Source organism: Methanoregula sp. (assembly GCF_028679125.1).
In the GTDB taxonomy this organism is placed as follows: domain Archaea; phylum Halobacteriota; class Methanomicrobia; order Methanomicrobiales; family Methanospirillaceae; genus Methanoregula.
The window spans coordinates 39,829-64,062 of sequence record NZ_JAJRCG010000008.1 but is presented as its reverse complement, the minus strand read 5'-3'; the positions used below and the strand labels follow the sequence as shown (position 1 = coordinate 64,062).

The window sequence follows — 24,234 nt, the reverse complement described above, 5'->3', positions numbered from 1 at the left end:
GCTTTCCCCCGTTACTGGAGTTTCTTCCTGCGGTAGAGGAGATATCCGCCAATGGCGATGATGAGGACTGCAAGTGCGGCGAGGAGGGCCGGGTTATCGGTCAGCACGGAAGTGACACTTTTGCCCTGGACAACGGTTACATCCAGTTTCATTGAATCAGAGATTACCGAATTGTCAAGGGCATCGCGGTACCGGACCTCGGAATCGATACCATAGTTTTTCACGGTTGCCGTGCTCTCAGCGGTAACCAGGAATGATGCCTCTTTGGTCTCCCCGGGTGCAAGATCACCAAGGAATGCCGAGTCATCGTTACTGGAGAAGGGATCGACCATGCTGATCCGGGCGACCGCCTGGTAAGCCGTTGCATCGCCGGCGTTCTTGAATTTGGCCGTGATCACTTTCTTCTGGCCGGGCGAGATGGTCTGCGGATCAGAGATGATCTCAAACTCTATCTTCCCTCCGACCGGTACGCCTATGGTCTCGATATCGGATGAGACGGTATCTCCGTCGGTGTTCTCATATTTCACGTACACATCGAGGGGATAAGTCTGGGCCTCTGCGCTTGAATCTACCGAGGTCCTGAAGATGCCGGTTGCGATTCCATTAGCGGGGAAATCACCGATATAGGCACTGCCCTGGGTAGGGATAACCGGGCTCTTGCCGTTCTGTGCAATGACAAGGATGGCTTTCTTTGCATCCTCGTGGCCGACATTTTTCACCTTGAGCGTGATGTACCCCTCTGTCCCGGCGTTTAAGTGCTGGATGTCGGAAGAGATGACATCGATCTGGGCATCCTCCTTGATTTTGATGGGGAGTTCCAAGGTCTCGTTCATGGACTTGTATCTGTACTCAATAGTGTCAGTACCGTACTGGTCAGCAGTGTAGAGATAGGTATAATTCAGTATCACCGGAAGCACGTATGTTCCTGCTGTGGCATCGGATGGGACTCTGACGGTGAATGTTGCAGTAGACTTGCCGCTTGCCAGGAGATCCCCGAGCATCTGCGGATCAGACTTCACAATCATAGATGTGTTGCCTGCACCCAAGGAAACCGTGAGGAATTTTGCGGTACTTGGGATGTCATCGCGGTTGACAATGGTGGATTTTACAAACTTGAACTGGTTGATACCGGTATTCTGGATGACAACCTTAAGCTGGACTTCCTTACCCGGAGAGAGTTCATTGCTGCCATCAATAGCAGCAGACAATTCCGGGCTTCCTGCCAGATATTGTGTTCCATCGCCGGCACTCACCGGGGACACTGTAATAAGTGCCACCGCAATGCCGGTCAGGATGATGAAGGCCAGGATATTGCAGCCCAGACCAAGTCGGTTTCCAGGAGTGGGGGGGGTAGTATTTTCTCGCACAGTCATGATTATTTCACGCCATAATTTACAAATGTTTCATAAATGTTGAAAGTCATTGTATTAAATCATTTTTCCAATGGGTTATACATACGAATAATTAATACCAAACGAAGTCCCGGGGAAAAACAAGAGAGGCGGGATCTTTAATCCAGGATTTGCTGGAGCGCATCGATCCGCTCACGCAGGGTCTTCTCCCGCTCTGCAAACACGGTGATATCAGCGATGGTGATGTAAGTACTGGTCACGTCCCCGTGCCGGGCGGCGGTGACCTTCCCCTGGATAAACCGCGGCGTGCCATCCTTGCGCGTTATCCATATCTTGAACTCCCCGGGTGTACCTGAATCTGGTTTGACACTCTTGACAATCTCCTCGAGTTTTGTCTTGTCTGAATGAGGAATGAGTCCCGCAGCCGCCATCCCCGAAGATACCTCCTCAACAATGATGGTCCCGTGGAGCCCGATTGAGATCATCTCCTCATCAGAATACCCGGTTATTTCGTTGATGCGGTGGTTCGAATATACGACCTGCTCGTTCTCCACGATGATGAGCCCGTCCTGGATGTTCTCGGCCATCATCCGGAAGCGCTGCTCGCTCTCCCGCACCTTCGCCTCCTGGGTCTTGAGTTCCGTGATATCGGTGAATATAATGAAATTATAGCGTATGTCGCTGTGCCGCACAGCGCTGAAACGGAGGTAGACAAACCGCCGCTCCCCGTCTTTCCTGATGATCCACATCTGGAGGCTGGCGGGTTTGTCAGGATTTGTTTCGATATCATGGATCCGCTTCAACACTGCATCCTGGCATTCCGTCGGGACGATAGAAACCGTGTTCATTGCCCAGAGTTCTTCAAGAGAGTACCCCGTGATCTCCGATATACGGTTGTTGGCATACACGGTTTTGCCGTTCTCTAATATGATGAGGCCATCGTGGATGTTCTCGGCCATCATCCGGAACCGCTCCTCGTTCTCCCGGATCTCCCGCTCGGCAAGGATATGCTCCGTGACATCTTCGAGGATCAGGGTAATGCCTTTCCGGCCATCATCAAAAACCGTGGGAACACATTTCTGGTTGAAGATCCGCTCGCCCTTGCCCCTGACATTGAACGTGACCGTGCTCTCGCGCTCTTCCCTGTCGGTTGCCTGGATGCTGATGAGATCATGGACATCCACTTCGGGGGACTGGAGGTAAGTGAGGTTTTTCCCTATGGTCTCTTCGCGCGAAAGGTGCAGGAGGGTGAGGAAATTCGCGTTCACATCGATGATCCGGGACTCGGTGTCGAATACCATGATCAGTTCTTTTGAATAACTGAGCATGGCCGAGAGCGGAACCCGCTGGGAGAGGGAGTATACCTTTGCCATCCCGTACGTCCGCATATCAACCTGTCCGGAGATGAGCAGGATGTCGAGATATCGTCCGATAGTGTTCTTGTTCTTCTTTAACGCCTTTGAGATATCGGTGACACTCATCCCGTTCGGGTTTTTCTTTAAGAGATCCCGTATTACGTTGAGTTCCTGCTGGTAATCCTGCATCATGGTGGTTTTGGCCGGGCTCGTGGCTCTTGTAAAATTTATGGATTGCTGAATTTATAAGTGTTATGAATCACCATGTTGTATAATTGATTAGGAACAATTTTAAATACTATTCTCATCAATGCTTTTAATAGAGTAACCGCAACATGAATTGTTGCCACTCTATAATCAGAATTGTGCGGTATTAACAGGAGTTAAAAAACATGGTTTCAATGGACATAGTTTCCCGTGGAATGGAAAATGTAATGGCAGTACTTCCTGCCATTATCGGTGCACTTATTGTGCTTCTTGTCGGGTGGATTGTAGGCCGGCTGCTCGGAAAAGCGGTCCGTATCATCATTGACAAGGTCACGGCTACGGCAATATCCACTCCGGTGATCGGGGAATCTGACGTGGGAAAATCCGTCATAAAGTCTAACGTCTCCCTTGGGCACGTAGGCGATATCCTCGTGCGCGTCATCGTCTACCTGATCGCCATCCTTGCGGCAGTCGACATCCTCAATATGGATTACCTCAGCGCGTTCATGACCAGGGTCATCGAGTACATCCCTCATGTCGTTGCGTTCCTTATCATCCTCGTGGTAGGTATCATCCTCATTGATTACTTCATCGACCTCTTCAAGAATTACTCGAAGACTGCCGATATCGAACTGCTCAGGCCAGTACTCTTACTGCTCCGCGTGTTCCTGTATTTCGTGGTTATCATGCTGGCGCTCTCACAGCTGCTGCTTGACCTGACCATCATCTACACGATCATCACCCCGATCTTCTGGGGTATCGGTATCGGCCTTGGCGCCTCGATTGCGATCGTTGTCTGGTTCGGCATGAAGAACCGGAGCGAGCAGATCATGGACAAAGTGATGGAAGTGATATCAAAATAAGTACCTTGCAGCCCATTGTTTGCATATTACATCAGGATGAAACCCATCAATAGATTCGGGGGGTTTTTAAACCCTCTCAATCATCCCCCCCGTTTTCGTAACCAGCAGGTCTCTCCGGGCCGGTTAAACGTGTATTCATTCAGGAATCAGATCTCTTATGTATGATTCTTCCCTGAATACCTGCCCGGCCGGAGGGTGTAATCATCGGGTTGAGGAATGACCGTGGCAAATGATGGTATGATGAACGGATTTGTGGCAACCTATCTCGCCTCCCCGCAGGGACAGGAGATGGTCCACCGGTATCTCTCATCCCCTGAAGGACAGAGAGCGATGAGAGAATATCTGTTAACCCCAAAAGGAAAGCAGACGGCACAGGTGCTCCTGCCCGCGCTGCTGGAGGCAATCGATCTGCCGGAGGGGGTCCGGAAAGCATTGGAGGAGATCGCAGGAAGGAAAGCGTGAACGGCATCTCCCGGATCCGCACCCTGGGCAGACCGGGGCGTAGATACTCTCCGGGGAATACCGCAGGATCCCGGCTCTGGCAACATTCATCAGGCCGGACCACGCAATAGTTTCCTGAAGCATTTACTCTGCCCGCAGGCACCGATAATGGAGAAAACCCTTTCGGACCCTGTCAGGACAGAGATTCGTGAACGAAGAGCAATATGGAGCCTATCATGAAGAAGATCTGCACGCTGCTCATCATCCTTGTTGTAGTTGTGTCCATGGCTGTGCCTGTTTCCGCGGATAGCGGCAATATCTCGAACACCACCACGGTTCCAACGTCTGCTGAGACAACAGTTACCTCCGTGGTTACCACGCAGGCAACCGCCGTACCGACAACCACCACGGCAGCGGTATCTGCCACTACCACGGTTCCTGCGACCACGACAACAACGGTACCGGTAACAACTGTACTGTCCACAACAGTACCGACAACAACGGTACCGGTAACAACTGTACTGACCACAACAGTACCGACAACAACTATGACCACTACTGCCACGGTCTCCCAGACAACGGCGCCTACCACCGGCAACATTACGGTTGCCTCGTCTCCTGCTGGCGCTGCCATCCTGATTGATGGTGTATATTACGGGACAACCCCGGGAGACCTGACCGGCATCTCTGCCGGGACCCATATGCTGCAACTGGAACTGAGCGGGTACATTGATTACGAGGGGACAATCTATGTCGTTGCCGGGCAGAACACCCCGGTATACGGGACGCTCCATCCCCTGAGCGGCTATTCGTCCTCGTCATCAACGAGCGTGGCAACCCCCATGACAGCGATCCCCACGGCGGCACCTATTGTGATCGTGCAGACCGTGGAGCCTACCGCTACCGCGACCTCCTCTGCCGGGGTTATGGAGAACCCGACGGTCATCGCGGCCATAATCGGGATTATTACGGCCGGCATCGGGGCAGGTGCAACCGTGTACACGCATAAATCATCCGCACAGCCAAAGGAAGAGCCAAAGATAGAGAAGAAAGAGTAAACCAGCCGGTGAGATCCCGGGATTCGTGCAGAGGATCCCGGGCCTCGTTTTCCCTGCAACCGGCGGGTTACCCGAGAGCAGGAATTACAGTTCTTTTCTTTTCCCGCTCCCGATCGGCCCAAACAGTATCCATAAATCCCCGTGCCGCTTAACCCTACAGTATGCTCAAGCTCTCGCCCATGATGGAGGCCTATGAGAAGTCCCTCCTGGACGAGCTCTATCGTGAAATTGCGATTGCAAAGGAGGCGCGTTCCCGGGGGCTCGATCCGAGCCTCGATGTCGAGATCCCGATTGCCAGCGATCTCGCGGACCGGGTCGAGGTGCTGGTCGGGATCAAGGGCGTGGCGGCGCGGATCCGTGAACTCGAATCACAGATGTCCCGTGAGGAGATCGCCCTTCGGATCGGCGATGATTTTGTTGCGAAAAAGTTTGGCGAGAAGGACACCATGGAGGTGCTCGACCACGCGATCCGCACTGCAATGGCCCTCCTGACAGAAGGTGTCGTCTCCGCACCAACGGAAGGTATCGCAAAGGTTGCGCTCGGCAGGAACGATGATGGCAGCGATTACCTGCTGATCTTCTACGCCGGCCCGATCCGGAGTGCCGGAGGCACGGCACAGGCCATGTCGGTGCTCGTAGGGGATTACGTGCGCCAGAAACTCGGGATCAACCGCTACATCGCCCGGGACGAGGAGGTCGAGCGGTATATCGAGGAGATCCGCCAGTACAACTCGATCATGAACCTCCAGTACCTCCCGAGCGAGAAGGAGATCCGGATCATCATCGAGAACTGCCCGGTCTGTGTCGATGGCGAAGCCACCGAGCAGGAGGAGGTCTCGGGTCACCGCAACCTTCCCCGGGTGGAGACGAATGCCGTCCGCGGTGGCATGGCGCTCGTCATCGGGGAAGGGATTGCCGGCAAGGCCCGCAAGCTCAAGAGCCGGGTCGAGAAGATGAAGATGGAGGGCTGGGACTGGCTCGACAAGCTGATCGCCGGGGCAGCTAAGAGCGGCGATGGTGAGAAGACCGTAGGCATCAAGCCGCTCGACAAGTACCTCCGCGACCTGATCGGCGGCCGTCCGGTCTTCTCCTATCCGATGAGGAAAGGTGGCTTCCGGCTCCGGTACGGGAGATCGCGGAATACGGGTTTTGCCGCTGCAGGGATGCATCCTGCAACGCTCTACATTCTCGGTGAGTTTCTCGCCACCGGCACCCAGATGAAGACCGAGCGGCCGGGCAAGGCCTGCGGGGTCGTGCCGGTCGATACCATCGAGGGCCCGACCGTCCGGTTGCGGGACGGTACCGTGCTCCGGATCGATGATGAGCCGACCGCACGGCGCCTCAACGCAGGGATCGAGCGGATCCTCGATGTCGGAGAGATACTCATATCCTACGGGGAGTTTCTGGAGAACAACCACCCGCTCGTGCCCGCCGGCTACTGCGCTGAGTGGTGGCAGCTCGACGTCGGTGATGGGATAAAGCCCCCCAGGAATGAAGCGGAAGCGCTGGAGTTTGCCCGGAACGGGGGATATCTCCACCCGGCATGGACCTGGTTCTGGGACGATATCTCCTCGGACCAGATCCGGGCGCTTGCCGATCATGTGGTAGCAACGGGAAGCGTGAAGGATGATATCCTGCATATCCCCAACGATCCGGCGATCAAGGAATCTCTTGAGATACTGCTCATCCCGCATGAAGTCCGCAACGATACCGTACAGCTCCGGACTTACCATGCGCTCCTTGCCGGGCTCGGGCTGGACGGGAACCTGAAAAAGCGGGATACATGGCAGACGGCCCCGGCCGATGCTGCCCCCCTCAATTTCGTGATGCACCTCTCCGGCCTGAAGATGCGGTCCCGGTCCGGGACGCGGATCGGCGGGCGCATGGGCCGGCCGGGCAAATCAAAGCCCCGAAAGATGAACCCGCCTCCCCATGTCCTCTTCCCGCTCGGCGACACCGGAGGGAGCCGGCGCTCGTTCCAGTCAGCCTCCGCCCACACCGAAGAAGTGGACGCAGAAAACACAGAGCTCGACTTCCAGCAGGAGGGAGGGATCATCGAGATCGAAGTGGGGCGCCGGCGGTGTTCGCAGTGCAACGCGATCACCTACCTCAACCAGTGCGATAAGTGCGGCGGGCATACCGTCGCCATCTTCACCTGTTCGAAGTGCGGCCATGAGATCCCGCAGGACCGGTGCCCGGACTGCGATGCTCCCGCCATGTGCAGCCAGCGGGTCAGCCTGAACGTGAAGGCAGAGTACGCAAAGGCCATGGAACGCATGGGGCTCAAAGCAGACAGCCTCGCGCTCGTCAAGGGGGTCAAAGGAATGATCTCGCGGGAGAAGTCCATGGAGGCAATGGAGAAGGGTATTCTGCGGGCACAGCAGAACATCTTCGTCTTCAAGGACGGCACGACCCGGTTCGACATGATCGACCTGCCCCTCACCCACATCCGCCCGGATGAGGTCCGGGTCTCCGTGGAAAAACTCCGCTCGCTTGGTTATACCAAAGACACGCATGGCTACGATCTCCAGAACGGGTCGCAGGTAGTGGAACTCCATGCCCAGGATATCCTAGTCTCCGACTCCTGTGCCGAATGGCTTGTCAGCGTGACAAAGTTCATGGACGAGCTGCTCGTCAAATGCTATGGCCTTGAACCGTTCTACAGGATCCAGAAACCCGCAGACCTCGTGGGACACCTTGTCATCGGTCTTGCACCGCACACGAGCGCCGGTGTCCTTGCCCGGATCATCGGGTTCACGCGGGCGAACGTGGGGTACGCCCACCCGTTCTTCCATGCCTCCAAGAGGAGGAACTGCTTCTACGGCGATACCGAGATCGAGGTGTATGACGGGAAGACCTGGGAAAAGACTCCTGTACGGAAGTTCGTGCTGGAGAACTTCGATCTCAGCCGGCCCGGCCTGGACCGGCTCGGTACGTACTACTCGGACCCGGTCCGGCCGTTCTTCACCCGTGCCGTTGACACGAACGGCCAGATCCATATCCGGAAGGTAACCTCGGTCTCCATCCACCGTTCACCGGTGTCACTGATCCGGTTCACCACTTCGCGGGGAAAGGAGCTCGTTGTAACTCCCGATCACGCGATGCTGGTCTGGGATACCGGGTATCTCCGCAAGATCAGGGCACTGGAGCTCAAACCCGGCGATTCTGTGCCGGTCTTCGAAGGCTCCTGTGTCATCTCCGACACCATAAAACTGGCCGAACCGGTTCCTGCTCCTGAAGACCGGGTCTACTGCCTGACGGTTGCTGATGACCACACGCTGGTCGCAAACGGCATCTTCACCGGCCAGTGCGATGGCGATGAGGACTGCATCATGCTCCTCCTCGACGGCCTGATCAACTTCTCGCGCTCGTTTCTGCCGCAGAACCGGGGCGGTTCGATGGATGCCCCGCTTGTCCTGACGAGCCGGATCGACCCGGCCGAGATCGACAAGGAGGCCCTCAACGTTGACGTCTGCGACCATTACCCGATCGAGGTCTATACCAGCGCCCTTGCATATGCCGAGCCAAAGACTATCGTCAAGCTCATCGACCGGGTGGAAAACCGGATCGGGACGCCGGCCCAGCTCGAAGGGTTCCAGTTCACCCACGACACCTCGGATATCTCGGCAGGCCCGCTTGAATCAATGTACACCCAGCTCAAGAGCATGACCGACAAACTTGAGGCGGAGCTGGTGCTTGCCGAGAAGATCCGGGCGGTCGATGCAGACGATGTGGCAGAACGGGTGCTCAATACCCACTTCATCCGCGACCTCATGGGCAACCTCTCGGCCTTCTCCAAGCAGAAGTTCCGGTGCACCAAGTGCAACACGAGTTACCGGCGGATGCCCCTTGCGGGCAAGTGTATGAAGTTCAAGGGCAAGGGAATCTGCAATGGCAACATCATCCCCACGGTCCACGAGGGTTCGGTGAAGAAGTACCTGGAGATGTCCCGCGAGATCTGCCGGAAGTACAAGGTCTCGGAATACACCAAGCAGCGGGTCGAGGTGATCGACCTTGCGATCGAGTCCACGTTCGGCGAGGAGAAGCAGCAGCAGCTCGGCCTTGCGGACTTTATGTAACTTTTTTTTGGTTTTTTAAAGGGTCGTGATTCCCGCCATGATGAGCGCAAACAGGGTCAGGTCGTACATTCCGTGCGAGATCGCGCTTGTCGACGTGTTGGTATATCTTCGCAGCACCCCGAAACAGAGGCCAACGAGAAGAACGCTCAGCAGCCCGTCCCACGCGTACTGGTAGGCATGCATTGAGGCAAAGACGAGTGCCGAAAGGAGGATGCCGAACCGTGGCTGGATAACCCCGCGGACCGCGAGTTCCTCGCCAATCCCGGCCGAGACCGATGCCATGATGGCCGCGAGCGGTGTGAACGAGGCCACAAAGAGGTTGTTCACGAGCGTATCATCGGTCGTGGGGATCCCGTACGCGGCAAAGAGGGCGGCTACGGCATCGTCGAAACACCAGAAAAACCCGACCAGCAGCACGCCGGTAGCGATCCCGATCAGGATCTGGCGGGCGGGCGGGCGGACGAGTCCAAGGCGTTCGAGGGTGGCAGGAACATCCCTGCGTACCCAGAGTCCGACTAAAAAGAACGATCCGATGACCGTCCAGACAAGCGTGAACGAGTCGAGTCTGAACGATGAACCCGGCTCCTCCGACCCGATCCCGAGCATCGCCTGCAGGTCTGCATTCAGGAACGGGGCATTGCCGGTCAGGATGAGCGGGATGAGGGGCATTACGATGAGGGCGAGGACACAGACGAGCCCGATCGTATGGGTGAAGGAGTCGGGATCGAAGGGCAGCACCCGGGCCAGGTGTCCCCGGAACCAGCGGGAGAACCCGATCAGGCTTGCGAGTCCTGCACCCAGGGAGAGGAGAAGCGTCCATCCGACGGTTGCGAGCGGCAGCGAGTCCAGGTCCGGAGCAATGGCATCCGGGTCCGGCGAGAATGCGGCAATCGGGGCAAGCGTGATCACCAGGGTGAGGGCAAAGAGTACGAAGAGCAGACAGAGGAGCCAGAGCGTTGCGACAAGGCGGACCCACGCGTGCTTCTCTCCCATGTGGGCGAGAAGGGCGAGGATCACGAACGGGGCAACCATGCCGCCGGCCAGCACAAACTCGCCCAGGTCCCCGGAAAGGTTGCCAGCCGAGAGGCACAGGAGGGCACTGAAGAACGCGATCAGCGGGAGGATGATGAAAAAATCCCGGTATTTACTCTCGTTCAGCCGCGAAAACATCCTGACCATATAGGACGACCGGGAATTAATGCCTTTTTTTACCCGGATGCGTGGGCGTAACGGGCGGGATCGCGGGCTCTCTGATCCGTGCCCTTATGTATTCCCTCGCCAACAGTACTGGCACCGGGGGGATGGCAGGTCCTGCCAATGGCGACAGGCCGGCGATCCGGTGTTCAGATCTGGCATCAGGGCATGTTTGTCAGAACTCAAAGCCTTTTACATTCCGGAACCAACATTATTCCAAGCGAGAATATCTAAGTGGCCAACAGAGGCGGACTCAAGATCCGTTCCCGCAGGGGTTCGCAGGTTCAACTCCTGCTTCTCGCATCCAATTCCCGAACCATCTGTTTTTTTAATTCTTGCAGGAACCGCACGAAATTCTTTTTTGATAAAATACCTGCACCCCGCTTTTACCCATCGCCAGCGTTCCCCCCGCAACCCGGCATTCCTGTCCGGACGCACTCCCGGATCAGGTTCCGAACGTCAGAGAGGGGGGGTCGCGTGGGTACAAACCCGATTCTCTGGCCGCACAGAACCTGCATTTTCCCCACCGCGTCTTCCAGGCCAGACCTCCCCATTTCACGTCGGCAATTATGCCCGGATAAGAGCGCGGATCAAAGAAAATTCCTGCATCTGGATCCTTGGCGCTCATTGGTTTGTACCCACGCGACCCCCCCATCGCGATCCGGATCCTGGTGCGAAAACCGGCATTTTTACGACGGCTGGTTATGTGTGGGTGGTGTAAATGGGCTTGGGGGGGTCGCATGGGTACAACATATTTTCAGGTGCCCTATCATGCACGAACGGGCGGGCTCCTCGCTTCAGTACAACCCGGTTCCGCTAACACCCTCCGCCCCACAAGCTCCCGTCAACATCCCCCGCAATGTTAGTGAAGGGCATCCCGGTCGATCATCGGATACAGCGACCGGACGACAAATGACGTGCCGTTTTGTGTATGGTACCCTACCAGGTCTTCCATGGTCTCTACCACGTGGGTAATGATGCCGGTTTCATCCCGTATTGCCGCTGCTGTAAAAAAAACCCAGTTCCCTTCGCCGGGGTGAATCTTTGAGAAGGTGATGCCTTCCCACGTATCGTCAGGATACGAGGATTTTTTGCAGTTCTCCGGGAAAAGCTGTGAAATCTCGTCGAATTTTTCATCGATGATAAGATCGGCAAGCAACGGCCGATCCCGGTCGTAAAAAAAGGTGCCAAACGTCGTTGCACCAATCATCTGAGCTGCCCTCATCCCGGAGAACTTTTCCATCGCTGTATTCCAGGAGATGATACGGTGATCTGTATCGATCACCAGCTGGGGCACGGGGGATCCACGGATAATCGCATCGAGTTTCTTCTCCTGTTCTTCAAGTTTCGTCTCGGTTGCGATACGATCCGTGATATCGATGCCAATTGACTGGTACTCGATAATTTTTCCCCGCTTGTCATAGAATGCCCGGATCGTCCACTGGTGCCAGATCGTTGTGCCATCCCTGCCGGGAAATTCGAGCGTTATGGTCTCTGCCGAATATTCATGACCGATTTTTTTAATCGCATCCTTAACGATGGCCTGGTTCTCCAAAGAAAGCAGGGAAAATACCTGCGTGCCGATAAGATCGCCGACATCTTTTTGCATGAACGCAGAGAAATTCTCATTCGCGAACGTGAGCGTCCCGTCCGACTCGTAATTGCAGACATAGGCCGGCATGTCCTCAACGAGAGCCCGGTATTTCTGCCGGCTGATCTGGATTGTATCTTTTGCCCTCCGGTGTCCCTCCATCTCGGTTTTTAAGTGTTCATTTGTCTCCTGTAATTCTGCGGTGCGCCGGTCCACCATGGATTCAAGGTGCTTCTGGTATTGCTTGAGTTCAGTAATATCATCTAAAATGATCGAAGCACAGGACTGCCCGTTCTCATCAACAACAGGAACCATCCTGACAATGAAACTGAATTTTTTCCCGTCCCGTTCAAAGGATTTCTCCGTGGTATATGTCTTACCGTCGATGACTGTTTTTATCGTTTCCGGAAATGTGCCGGAAAAACTTGCAGATAACCTGGATTGGAGCATATTATGGCCGATCACCGTTTCGCGTTTCAGGGAAAATATCCGGAGAAATGCATCGTTTACCTCCCGGATAAACAATTCCTGGTCGACAATGAGCATGGGTGACAAGAAAAGGTCAAGAACAGAAGAAAGCGGGAGTCGTGTGGCCAGTGTATAGATCTTGGCCTGCCCGAACTGCCGCATCTCGGCCTGCCCGGAAAACCGGAGACTCTCAAGGTACCGTGCCGTAGATACCCGGTTGAGGGACAACGCATCTGCGATTTCACTGATGGTCATCCCCTTTGGATGCGTTCTGAGGATCTCTTTGATGCGTGTGATCTCTTCATCCCGGTGATTCATAGAAATACAGATTCTTGAATATAAAGTTTCTGCCGGGATGACAATATGAACATTATGGTTGTTGTCTGCCATTCCTGTGCACAACGTATCTCCAGCCTTATATACCGCGCCATATCAGGGATTATTGATTTCTGACTGTTCATACTGTATCAGAATGCGAAAGAGCGGATATGCGGGAAAGATTTCCCAAAATGACCCGTTTTCTGTGCGCATTTCCATCAATTCCTTGAACGTTACCGGTGCACCCGGGAAATCCCGGTGCACTATGACGGATCAAACCAAGCCAAACAAAACCAACATCAGGCGACAAGTATGGAAAAACAGGAAATTCTTGATCTCTTTAAAAGCGCTGAACACGGAGATCTCTCGGCTCTCAACCATATACGTGAGCAGTTTCTCCAGCTCAATGAGATGAACAACGGTCTTTCCGAGATACAGGACGTCCTCAGGAAGATCTCATTAAATGATTTTACCGTGACGGTCAAAGGAACCTATTCCGGTACGCTTGCAGACGTGGCACGCGAAGTAAATATCACGCAGGAGCGTCTCCTCCACCTGCAGGCAACGGCAAACCACATCGCTGCCGGCAACATCGGCGACCTTGTGGAATTCAAAAAGATCGGGAGGAGATGCGATAACGACGAAATGGTGCCGGCATTTACCCGGATGATGACCGCTGTTTCTGCCATGATCAGTGACGTGAACCGGCTGTCTGCCGCCGCAAAAGAAGGCGGGCTCTCGGTACGGGCCGACGCAGCTCAGCACCAGGGAGAGTTCCGGACGATCATCGAAGGATTCAACAGTACCCTTGATGCGATCACGCTCCCCCTCAATGAAGGCATGCGGGTTTCCCACGAACTCTCAAAAGGGAATTTCTCCGCACGCATGGACGAGAGCGTCCATGTGTCAGGTGATTTTGCAAAATTCCGCGATGCGTTAAACGGCATCGGTAGCAATGTCTCAGTAGCAGTATCCGAGATCACCCGGGTAGCGGATGCGTATGCAAAGTACGACTTTACCGCTCATGTCGACAGCACCACGAACCTGTCCGGGGATTTTGTCGAGCTCCTTACCTCGTTAAACAAGATCGGCACGGAAGTTTCCGAAGCAATTAACCTGGTCAATGTGCAGGTAAAGAACCTGTCCCGGGAAGCAAGCGAGACCGCCTCCGGTCTTTCCCAGATGTCCCTGGGCTCTGAAGCGATCGCGAAGAACACTACGCATGTCCATGAGAACATGGAAAAGGGAAGCAATGGCATCACGCAGGTATCAAAAGCAATGGAAGACCTCTCTGCCGCTGTTGAGGAGATCACAACGAACATGGAAATGGTCTCAAATTTAACGAAAAAAACCAAAGATCTCAGTAATAACGGTGTCGGGCTTTCCCGGAAGGCGAATGACAGCATGAGCCGGATCAACGATGCGACATCTGTAGTGAATACGAGCATCTCGGAAATCAGTGTAAAGATGAGTGAGATCGGCAAGATTGTCGGTATCATCCGCGATCTCGCAAACCAGACAAACCTGCTCGCCCTCAATGCCGCCATTGAAGCCGCCCGCGCCGGTGAAGCCGGGCGGGGATTCGCGGTTGTTGCTGCGGAGGTGAAATCGCTTGCACAGGAATCCCGCACCTCTGCAGAAAATATTGAGACCATGATCGGGGACCTCCAGAAGCGGGCGAACCATGCAGCAGAAGCGGTTACCGTTGCGACAAAGGAAGTCAGCACCGGCAGCAGAGATGTAGAGGACACTATCAAGGTGTTTGACCAGATCGTAGAATCGATCGAACAGGTTTCAAGAAACACCGATGAAGTTGCCGCTGCAACCGAAGAACAGGCCGCAACCACCGAAGAGATTACCGCAAGCGTTAACGAAGTAACAAGGCTCTTTGAAGAAACTGAAAAGGAATCCTCCGACACCGCTGCGGCAACTGAAGAGTCGCTTGCGTCCATTGAAGAGATCAACCAGGCGATGGGGGATGTCAACAAGGTTGTTGCAAATCTCAACGCTGAAATGACAAAATTCAGCGTGTAGGAGGGGTTTGCCGCATGCCAGCAGAAAACAGCCCGTATGACAGGAACCGCCAGGTATCGTCATCGCCTGATACCCCGGGAAACATGCCGGAAAAGATCCAGGTCGTGGAGTTCCTTCTGGGTAAAGAGCACTATGCCATCGATCTCTACGATGTCAAGGAAGTCGTCGATTACACATCGATCACCCGGTTACCGAATACCCCGGCCTACATCAAAGGCATCATCGATCTGCGGGGAGAGATCACGACCATTATCGATCTCAAGGAACGGCTCAATGTCACTGCGGAAATAAACAGCGCCAGCGATGACAACCGGCGGATTATCGTCCTCGATGAAAAGTTAACCGGTGTCAAGATGGGGATCATTGTCGATGATGTCCTCTCCGTTTCAACATTCGATCATGCGGATGTCGATCGCTCATCAGCCTCGCTCTATAACGACGATGCGGCAATCATGGGAATAATCCGGAAAAAAGTCCGGGTTCGCGACAAGGATGTCTCCGATCTGATTGTCTGGATTGGCATACGCCAGATCCTCAAAGATGTCGATTGCATTAAATCCTGAAATTTCAGCGTCAGTTAAGGCAGGATAACAAAATCGGGCACAATTACGGATGATCAAGGTGTAAAAAAAATGATACGTGCATTGTACGTCGATGATGAACCGGCGCTTCTTGAAATCGGGAAACTTTTTCTTGAACGGTCCCATGATATCACCATCGATACGGATCTCTCGGCAAATGATGCGCTCGACAAGGCCAGAATCGGCCGGTATGATGCCATCATCTCTGATTACCAGATGCCGGAGATGGATGGCATCTCGCTTCTCAAGCATATCCGCAGCGACAACAGGCAAAAAACCCCCTTTATCCTGTTTACCGGTAAGGGCAGGGAGGAAGTGGTCATTGACGCGCTGAACAACGGCGCTGATTATTATCTCCAGAAAGGCGGTGACCCCAAAGCGCAGTTTGCCGAGCTCAGGAACATGCTGATCCAGGCAGTTCAACGGAGAAAAATTGAAGATGAACTCAAAAAAAGCGAGGAGCGGTACCGTAATGTCGTTGAGGACCAGACGGAAGCCATCTGCCGTTTCCGCCCGGATGGTACGCATGTGTTTGCCAATGCCGCCTATTGCGCGCTTGTCGGGAAGAAAAAGGAGGATGTGATCGGAAAAAAGTGCATCCCGAATATTCCCAAGGAAGATCTTGCAGTAACTAAAAATTACCTGCAATCCCTCACACCGGGCAATCCCAAGGGATGCATGACGCAGCGCATTACCATGGCTGACGGATCGATCCGCTGGGTGCGGTGCAATGACCGGGCAATCTTCGATGACAAGGGTAAGGTGATCGAGTACCAGTCCGTTGCACGGGATATTACCGAGCAGAAAAAGGTGGAAGACGCCCTGCTCGATTCGCAGAGGATACAGCAGTACATTATCAATTTTATGCCGGATGCGATGTATGCGATCGATGCTGCGGGAAAGGTGATCGTATGGAATAAGGCCGCGGAGGTAATGACCGGTGTTTGTGCAGGAGATATGATCGGTAAGTCCGATCATGAGTACGCTGTCCCCTTCTACGGCAAACGGATTCCCACCCTGGTTGATCTCATCCTCCACCCGGGCACTCCGCAGCGTTCTCCCTACGAACATGTCCAGAAAACCGAAGGGACGACGCTTATTTCCGAATCGCACGCGGCATTTCCTGACGGCAGGACAATAGATATATGGATCAAGGCATCCCCACTCTACGATCATGAAGGGAACATTTCAGGTGCACTGTCGGTCATCCACGATGTGTCTGCCTATAAGCAGCTTGAAGTGGCACTCCTGCAGGCAAACCGGAAGCTCAACCTGATGAGTGCAGTGACCCGGCATGGCATCCTCAATAAGCTTACCGCACTGAATGCCTACCTTGACCTGATCAAAACCGAAGCTCCCACACCCTCCATTTCACAACGTATTGACCGGATAGAGTCAACGGCAGAGGCAATACGCCGACAGATTGAATCCACCCGTCAATACCAGGACCTGGGGGTAAAAGCTCCGCTCTGGCACAAGGTTTCCGATTGTTTCGGTATGGCGTTTACCCACTCCCACGGGGAAATCAAAAAGGTGCGGTGCATCAATCACCTTGGCGGGCTTGATCTCTATGCCGATCCGCTGCTTGAGCAGGTCTTTGCGAATCTTATCGAAAATTCCCTGATACACAACCCGGATCTGACAGAGATCTCATGCTCCTATGAGAAAACCGGCAACGGGCTTATGATCATCTACAAGGACAACGGGATTGGTATCCCTGAGACTGAAAAAGAATCGGTATTCCTGGAGGGCTATGGAAAGAACAGCGGTCTCGGGTTGTTCTTTGTCCGGGAGATCCTTGAGATTACCGGTATCTCCATCAGTGAAACCGGAAAAGCCGGTAACGGCGTGAGGTTTGAACTTCACGTGCCGGAAGGACGCTATGCGATTCGGATTTCCGGTACCACGCCGCGGGGTGCGACTCTGACCGGGGCTCACCTGTGACGGGGTAGGGGGAATAACTGTATTCCTCCAAAGGAGCCGGCCTTCCGCTATACCGGCCTCCTGCCGCCATGCTGATGACGTGGAAATGGTTGCGGGGACACATTTTCAGAATCGTACTCTTGTCCGACAGGTAACAATCAAAAATAAGGCTCTGGAGAACCTGGCATTATTCAAAGAATCAGGTGTGTATTATGATAATGGTGGGTTTTCATGGTAACGAACATGCGCCCATGGGCGTGATATATACGCTGAAAACTAACACCGGGGAATTTCCATTTTCATAACAAACGAATATGAACCGGTTGTGTTTACTCCGGAACTTTGAAAATCAATAATAAAGTATGAGGGTTTCCTGCATCAGGATCCTTGGCACTCATTGATTTGTACCCACGCGACCCCCCCATCGCGATCCGGGTCCTGGTGCCAAAACCGGCATTTTTACGACGGTATAGTGTGCGCTCGTGGTATCGGGGGGGTTGGGGGGGTCGCGTGGGTACAACATATTTTCAGGTGCCCTCTCATGCACGAACGGGCGGGCCCCCTCGCTTCAGTCCTCCCCGGTTCCGCCACTCCCCCCTGTCATACCGGCCCCCTGCCAGCGTGTCCCGCAGATGTCCCCTTCTGGCAGAAGACAAAGGTTGATGTATTTGTATCCCTATTAAGAATAGACACGATTCCGGCGATCTTCATTACCCGCCGGAAACTCCTGCACACGCACCGTATGCAGGATGAATGCGGACGATGGCAGAGATGTCATCATAACGACACAGGCCCAAATGAAGATACCGGTGCCTGTGCAGGTCACGATGATCCACGGTCCCGTGGTGATGGCCTGCGTACGAGGCCCTGGATGATACCAGCATGTACGGTAACCTGAGGCCTGCGTATGGCCTGCCCGGATCCCGGGCAGCAGGGAAACGCTCGTGTTCCCATACCGAAGATCCACCAATCATTCGGGAAAAATACCCATCAGATACCTGATACAGGAGATACAACAACAATGGAAATAGAAATTATTGCCGTAGGCGGATATGATGAAGTCGGGCGGAACATGACCGCTGTCCGCGTCGGAAAGGAGATCGTCATCTTTGACATGGGCCTCCGCCTGGACCAGCTGATGATCCACGAGGATGCGGAAGTCGACGAGATGCATTCCCTTGACCTGATCAAGATCAAGGCAATCCCGGATGACACCGTGCTGCAGAATGTCGAAGGCACCGTGAAGGCCATCGTCTGCTCCCACGGGCACCTCGACCATATCTGGGCGATCCCGAAACTTGCGCACCGGTACAAGGCGCCCATCATCGCGACACCGTATGCAACGGAACTTATCCGCCAGCAGATCTCGGGCGAGAAGAAATTCGGCGTAGGCAACAAGCTCTTTGCGCTCAGCGCCGGGCAGAAATACACGATCTCCCCGAACATTATCCTGGAATTCGTGCACACGCAGCACTCGATCATCGATACCGTGACCCCGGTGCTTCACACCCCTCACGGTGCGATCGTCTATGCCTGCGACTTCAAGTTCGACCGGACGCCGGTCATCGGCAAACCGCCGGACTTTGCCCGGTTCCGCCAGATCGGCAAGGAGGGTGTGCTGGCCCTTATCGTGGAGAGCACGTACATCCACCGCCCGGGCCGGTGTCCCAGCGAGCGGATCGCCCGGGACCTCGTGCGGGATGTCATCACCAGTTTCGAGGACGACAAGAATGCGATGATCGTATCAACGTTCTCGTCGCATATCTCCCGGGTCAAGACCATTGCGGAATGTGCCCACGAGATCGGCAGGAAACCGGTCTTCCTCGGCCGCTCCATGCAGAAATATTCCGTTACCGCGGAACAGATGAAGTTCGTCTCGTTCCCCCCGACTACGAGCGTCTTTGGGGACCGACGGACCGTGGATCGCGTGATGCGCCGGATGATGAAGGAAGGAAAGGAGAAGTTCCTGCCGATCGTTACCGGCCACCAGGGCGAGCCCGGTTCGATCCTCACCCGCCTTGCGCATGGCGACACCCCGTACCAGCTGAGCAAGGGTGACAAGGTGCTCTTCTCGGCGAACGTGATCCCGAACCCGATGAACTTCGGGCAGCGTTACGTGGTTGAACAGCTGCTCAGGAAGACCGGCGCCCGGATCTTCGAGGACCTGCACGTGAGTGGCCATGCCTACCGGGAAGACCACTACGAGTTCCTCCAGCTGCTCCAGCCCCAGCATATCATCCCCGCTCACGCGGACCTGCAGATGACCGCGGGATATGCGGAGTTTGCCGGCGATCTCGGATACGTGGTGAACAAGACGGTCCACCCGATGAAGAACGGGCAGCGGCTCCGGATCACCTGAGATCCGGTGTTGCCCGACAATGTAATCTGTTTTTACCGGCCCTGCGCCGGAACCGCACCTTCCCGGGTCTGAATCCGGTCACGCTCTCAAAACATGAACATGAGAATGATCGGGACTGTGACAAGGCTGATGAGATAGGTGCTTATGACAAGGGCCGCAGCAAGCCTGCCGTCACACCCGTACCGGCTGGCAAGAACCGTTGCGACTGCCCCGGAGGGCATTGCTGCGATGATCACCAGCACCTGCTGGTACATCACCGGCTGGCCAAGGACAGATGCCCCGCAGAAGGCGAGAAGGGGCAGAACCAGCATCTGGATTCCCGCGACAATACCCAGGACCGGGAGGAGGACCCGGAGCGATACCGGCCTGATGAGAAGGCCGATGGAGATCCAGACCAGCAGCTCAAGGGAATTATGGATAACCGCGAAAAAGTCGGTAAAGACATCGTAATAGATAGAGGCACCGGGAATGTTGAAAAAAGCAAACACCGTAGCAGAAACCAGTCCCAGCACGAATGCAAGGAAGATGGGTGTGGCAAAGAATTTTTTCAGCACGGACAGGACTGATGTCTGCTCCCCCTTTGCCCAGGTGCCAAAGTATCCGGCGATCAGGACGCCTATCGTGAAGAAGGGGATGGCAACCCCGAATGTTCCGATCACGAGGCCCAGTGACATCTCCGTACTCGCAGGACCGAATATCTCGCTGATGACAGGTGAGGCAACGGTATATGTGCTGCCGAACGCAGAGAGCAGGACGATTGTTCCGGTTGTTGCAGCGGGCAGGTGGTAATACCGGCAGATCGCCCACGAGATCAGGACACCGGCAACAATCGTACCGATCATGATGAGAACCGGGACCACCCATTCGGCACGGATGGTGCTCGTTGCCAGACTTGCAAAGATGATTGCCGGCAGGGCGAGTTCCGTGACGAGCCGGTCGAAGACCTGCTGGTGACTGTCGTTGAAGATCCCCCTCATCCGGAGAAGCTGGACGATTACCACGATGAGGAGGAACATGACCACATACTGGATCTGGGGCATGAACACAGACGTCATAGCCCATCACCCCATCTTTTTGAAGGACTGAAGCCCTCCGATCGGACACCTTCGGATCGTGCTGTTTTTTTCTGTATCGGGGTGAGCGGGAAGGGTGTCATGATCGATTCGTTCAGATAAAGAAGTACGATATCAGTGGGATGGTCAGAAGGCTCACGATATAGGTTGCAACAACGAGGGCTGAGGCCAGCGGGCCGTCGCACCCGTACCGGTCGGCAATGACCGCGGCGACCGCCCCCGAGGGCATCGCAGCCTCGATCACGAGGATCTCGGTAGGGAGACTGGCAAGGGATGCCGCGGATGCCCCGCATAAGACAAATACCGGCTGGAGGAAGAGTTTGATGCCGACAATGAGCAGGAAGAGCGGGAAGATATTGCGGAGCTGGACAGGTTTGAGCATGAGGCCGATCGAGACCGCGACAAGGATCTCAAGGCCGTTATTGAAGAAACCGAAGAACGTGACCCAGAACTGCCCCTCAAGGAATGTGGATGCCGCCGGGATCTGCGAGACAATAAGCCCAAGGATAAATGCGATGAAAATGGGTGAAACAAAGAAATTTTTGATCACCGGCCAGACCTCGGTCTTCTTCCCCCCTTCCTGGCTGCCGAACCATGCTGCCATCAGGACACCTATCGTGAAGAACGGGATGCAGACCCCGAACTCACCGATCAGGAGGCCGATTGCCATGGCCTCGCTGTTGGACCCGAATGTCTGGCTGATCAGGGGATAAGCCAGGGTCGATGTACTCCCAAAACCGGCGAGCAGGACAAGGGATCCGGTTACGCCCCAGGAGAGTTTCATGGCCCGGCATGCGAGATAGGCAAGGAAGCAGCAGAGGATAATGGACCCGATCATCACTCCCGCTGATATGAGCTGATCGAGATAGATCGTGCTGATGGCAAGCGTGGAGAAGATCGTCACCGGCAGGGCGAGTTCAGTGACAAGGCGGTTGAAGACCGGCTGGTGGCTGTCATTGAAGATTCCCTGTCTCTTCAGGATCTGGATAAGAAGGACAAGAAGGAAAAAAATTGCCACGGATTTCAGCAGCGGGTAGAGTTGATCCATGGGTTGTCACGGTAACGATGAGATCTATACCATGAATTTCTTCTCAAACAGGTAAAAAAGATATGATTTGGATCGCAGTTCTGGCGTCGATACTATTTTTGGGGGGTTACGCTCCTTAAAAAGAGTTACCGGGGCTGTTCCCTTGCATTGAGTTTTGCTGCGATGATGAAATCATTCAGGGTGAGACCGCCGGCAGGATAGGTATAGAGCGAGACTTCCACCTGTTTTGACTCCTTCATGCAGATGTCCGGGAAGTGACCTTGCTCGGTTGCAAGGGCAGCGATCTCGTTGAAGAACGCGATGCACGCTGCTGCGTCGGCCTGCCCGAATTTCCTGGTGAGGTGACCGCCGGTGAGTATCCAGCCCGGCACCTGGGCAAGGAGTTCCATCGTCTCTTTGCGGGTAAGTGGGGGAGATCCGGCTTTATAGGTGGTGCACTGAGTCTGTGCGAGTTCCATGGTTATTTCTCGGTGCGCAGGACAAAAAAAGTTTCTCCACGGGAAATACAGCACAATGCTGCTCCCGCCAGAGGTTTTGCAGGTTATCCGGCAACTGCGGTCGGTTGTGCTTTCCCGCTCTGCACCTGCATGACAACCATCACGATCAGGGAGATAGGGAGAGCGATCACGATCGGGTCTACGGCAGTCCATGGTGCGCCAAGGAGCGTGACCCTGCCGAAGACTGCCTGGCAGAGGCCCAGGGGTTTTGCTTCTGCTGCGTGGAAGAATGCAGTCCAGGCAAACCAGACAACGGCACCGGTGACCATGCTGCACAGCGCAGCCTTTGTTGAGGGAACCTTTGCATACACGCCGACAGCAAATGCCGGCAGGAAGGCGCAGGCACAGAGTCCCATGAACATCGCGGTGGCCCGGGCAATGATGCTGATGGGGAGGAGAAAGGCGAGGATGGTCGAGAGCACCATCATGATGACGATCCCGTACTTGTGGGCCTGCATGGAGAGGGCGCACTCCTTCCCCCTGCCCCAGAGGTCGCAGATGAGGGCCGTTCCCATTGCATGGTAGAGGGCCGAGAGCGTGGACATGGCAGCTGCAAGAAGCGTCAGCATGAAGATGATGACAAAGATGTCGGGCATCGCCTGATTGATGAAGAGCGGCATGATCGCGTCCACGTTGCCGCCCGCGGCATCGATGGCGATCTTGCCCGAGGTCTGGTAGAAATACACGTTGCTGAGCGCACCGACCGTGAACGCGACACCGGTCATCATCAGGATGAACGGCCCGCCCACGAGCACCGCCCGGTTCAGGGACTTGTTGTCCTTTGCCGTCATGAACCGGACCACGAGCTGCGGCTGGGCAAGGACGCCAATCCCGACCCCGAGCACCAGCGTTGTCACCACGGTGAACCAGATCGGGGAACCGAGGGACGGCATGGCGGTCCAGCCGGTCATACCCTGGTCAGCGAGCGCTTTCGGTACAAGGCCGGCCATGTTCGTGAGGGCGGTGGAGCCCGCGGTGAACCCGCCGACTGCAATGAGCGTGAGGGCGAGGAGGACAGTCATCCCGATCAGCATGATCGTGCCCTGGAAGGCATCGGTGTACATGACCGCGATCAGCCCGCCGAAGACCACGTACACTGCCGTGATCAGGGCAAAGAGGATCAGCGAGGTTGCATAATCGATCCCGAGCGTTGGCTCGATGAACCGGGCGCCCCCGATGAGGATGGCAGCGGTGTAGAGCGGCATCGAGACAACGATGATGAACCCGGCAATGTACTGCATGAGCGGGGACTTGTAGATCTTGCACATCAGGTCAGGGAAGGTGACGGCACGGAGCCGCTGCCCGATCTCCCGGGTCTTCTTGCCGAAGATCACGAAGGCCAGGAGGATGCCGACGCCGATGTTCAGCACGGTGAGCCAGATCAGTCCCATGCCGAGGTTCGCGGCCTGCCCGCCGAACCCGATGATGGCCGACGTGGAGATGAACGTGGCACCGTACGAGAGCGCGATTATCACCGGGTGACTGTCCCGCCCGGCAACCAGGTAATCCTCGGTGCTTTTGGTCTTTTTGTAGCCCAGGTAACCGATGATGAGCGTGGCTGCAAGGTAGATGATGACCAGTACCGTCATCGTCAGGGTGTCAACTGCCATTGCCGTTCTCCTCGTTCCAGTGCAGCAAGCCGTACACAATACACGCCAGCGTAAATCCGATGGCCAGCCCGTAGCCGAGCAATATCTGAGGATCAGGAATTCCAAAGATCATGAGAAACCTCTGGTAAACTCTTCATCACGACATTACGCGGGGACCCAGATTGAGCAGGTCCCCTATCTAAA

Annotated in this window: 17 protein-coding genes and 1 tRNA gene; 9 read left to right on the top strand and 9 right to left on the bottom strand. The window is 55.1% G+C overall.

The window, feature by feature from the left end:
- Positions 1 to 11: 11 nt before the first annotated feature.
- Both LUQ43_RS07340 and LUQ43_RS07335 read right to left on the bottom strand, forming a co-directional pair.
- Positions 12 to 1,373, bottom strand: a complete 1,362-nt coding sequence (locus tag LUQ43_RS07340; protein WP_299965734.1) for an S-layer protein — start codon at positions 1,371 to 1,373, stop codon at positions 12 to 14.
- Positions 1,374 to 1,510: 137 nt separating this feature from the next.
- Complete coding sequence (locus LUQ43_RS07335; protein WP_299965732.1) at positions 1,511 to 2,899, bottom strand: PAS domain S-box protein; 1,389 nt, start codon at positions 2,897 to 2,899, stop codon at positions 1,511 to 1,513.
- A 242-nt stretch (positions 2,900 to 3,141) separates the two neighbouring features.
- On the opposite strand from LUQ43_RS07335, the gene LUQ43_RS07330 reads away from it, so the two are divergent.
- The 4 genes from LUQ43_RS07330 to LUQ43_RS07315 all read left to right on the top strand — a co-directional run bounded on the left by LUQ43_RS07330 (position 3,142) and on the right by LUQ43_RS07315 (position 9,355).
- On the top strand, positions 3,142 to 3,777 hold the full coding sequence (locus LUQ43_RS07330) for a hypothetical protein (protein WP_299965730.1): 636 nt from the start codon (positions 3,142 to 3,144) through the stop codon (positions 3,775 to 3,777).
- A gap of 216 nt (positions 3,778 to 3,993) precedes the next feature.
- Positions 3,994 to 4,239, top strand: a complete 246-nt coding sequence (locus LUQ43_RS07325) for a hypothetical protein (protein WP_299965728.1) — start codon at positions 3,994 to 3,996, stop codon at positions 4,237 to 4,239.
- A gap of 215 nt (positions 4,240 to 4,454) precedes the next feature.
- Positions 4,455 to 5,276 carry a PEGA domain-containing protein gene (locus LUQ43_RS07320; RefSeq protein ID WP_299965726.1) on the top strand — a complete coding sequence of 274 codons (822 nt, stop codon included), beginning with the start codon at positions 4,455 to 4,457 and terminating at the stop codon, positions 5,274 to 5,276.
- Positions 5,277 to 5,437: 161 nt separating this feature from the next.
- Positions 5,438 to 9,355 (top strand): DNA-directed DNA polymerase II large subunit, encoded by a 3,918-nt coding sequence (locus tag LUQ43_RS07315; RefSeq protein WP_299965724.1) that lies wholly within the window; start codon positions 5,438 to 5,440, stop codon positions 9,353 to 9,355.
- A gap of 15 nt (positions 9,356 to 9,370) precedes the next feature.
- Here the strand turns inward: LUQ43_RS07315 and LUQ43_RS07310 are convergent, their stop codons facing one another.
- Entirely contained in the window at positions 9,371 to 10,534 is a 1,164-nt protein-coding gene (locus LUQ43_RS07310; RefSeq protein ID WP_299965722.1) for a CPBP family intramembrane glutamic endopeptidase, read from the bottom strand.
- A gap of 235 nt (positions 10,535 to 10,769) precedes the next feature.
- Between LUQ43_RS07310 and LUQ43_RS07305 the strand changes: the two genes are divergently transcribed.
- A tRNA-Leu gene (locus LUQ43_RS07305) sits at positions 10,770 to 10,852 on the top strand.
- Between the two features lie 559 nt (positions 10,853 to 11,411).
- On the opposite strand, the gene LUQ43_RS07300 is transcribed toward LUQ43_RS07305, so the two are convergent.
- Positions 11,412 to 12,926, bottom strand: coding sequence for a PAS domain S-box protein (locus LUQ43_RS07300; protein WP_363318504.1), 1,515 nt, complete (start codon positions 12,924 to 12,926; stop codon positions 11,412 to 11,414).
- Positions 12,927 to 13,238: 312 nt separating this feature from the next.
- On the opposite strand from LUQ43_RS07300, the gene LUQ43_RS07295 reads away from it, so the two are divergent.
- The 4 genes from LUQ43_RS07295 (at position 13,239) to LUQ43_RS07280 (ending at position 19,823) form a co-directional block, all read left to right on the top strand.
- Positions 13,239 to 14,960, top strand: coding sequence for a methyl-accepting chemotaxis protein (locus tag LUQ43_RS07295; protein WP_299965718.1), 1,722 nt, complete (start codon positions 13,239 to 13,241; stop codon positions 14,958 to 14,960).
- Positions 14,961 to 14,974: 14 nt separating this feature from the next.
- On the top strand, positions 14,975 to 15,523 hold the full coding sequence (locus LUQ43_RS07290; RefSeq protein ID WP_363318503.1) for a chemotaxis protein CheW: 549 nt from the start codon (positions 14,975 to 14,977) through the stop codon (positions 15,521 to 15,523).
- A 69-nt stretch (positions 15,524 to 15,592) separates the two neighbouring features.
- Positions 15,593 to 17,485: a PAS domain S-box protein gene (locus LUQ43_RS07285; RefSeq protein WP_299965715.1), complete on the top strand. Its 1,893-nt coding sequence runs from the start codon at positions 15,593 to 15,595 to the stop codon at positions 17,483 to 17,485.
- Between the two features lie 1,000 nt (positions 17,486 to 18,485).
- Positions 18,486 to 19,823 (top strand): RNase J family beta-CASP ribonuclease, encoded by a 1,338-nt coding sequence (locus LUQ43_RS07280; RefSeq protein WP_299965714.1) that lies wholly within the window; start codon positions 18,486 to 18,488, stop codon positions 19,821 to 19,823.
- An 86-nt stretch (positions 19,824 to 19,909) separates the two neighbouring features.
- Here LUQ43_RS07280 and LUQ43_RS07275 read toward each other — a convergent pair whose 3' ends face one another.
- The 5 genes from LUQ43_RS07275 to LUQ43_RS07255 form a co-directional block, all read right to left on the bottom strand.
- Positions 19,910 to 20,878 (bottom strand): AEC family transporter, encoded by a 969-nt coding sequence (locus LUQ43_RS07275; protein WP_299965711.1) that lies wholly within the window; start codon positions 20,876 to 20,878, stop codon positions 19,910 to 19,912.
- 112 nt (positions 20,879 to 20,990) lie between these two features.
- A complete protein-coding gene (locus LUQ43_RS07270) occupies positions 20,991 to 21,944 on the bottom strand; it encodes an AEC family transporter (RefSeq protein ID WP_299965708.1) in 954 nt (317 codons plus the stop codon).
- A gap of 125 nt (positions 21,945 to 22,069) precedes the next feature.
- Entirely contained in the window at positions 22,070 to 22,402 is a 333-nt protein-coding gene (locus tag LUQ43_RS07265; RefSeq protein WP_299965705.1) for a 4a-hydroxytetrahydrobiopterin dehydratase, read from the bottom strand.
- 83 nt (positions 22,403 to 22,485) lie between these two features.
- Positions 22,486 to 24,051, bottom strand: coding sequence for a sodium:solute symporter family protein (locus LUQ43_RS07260; protein WP_299965702.1), 1,566 nt, complete (start codon positions 24,049 to 24,051; stop codon positions 22,486 to 22,488).
- Entirely contained in the window at positions 24,041 to 24,163 is a 123-nt protein-coding gene (locus LUQ43_RS07255) for a symporter small accessory protein (RefSeq protein ID WP_299965700.1), read from the bottom strand. The genes LUQ43_RS07260 and LUQ43_RS07255 overlap by 11 nt, the downstream gene beginning before the upstream one ends.
- Between the last annotated feature and the right edge of the window lie 71 nt (positions 24,164 to 24,234).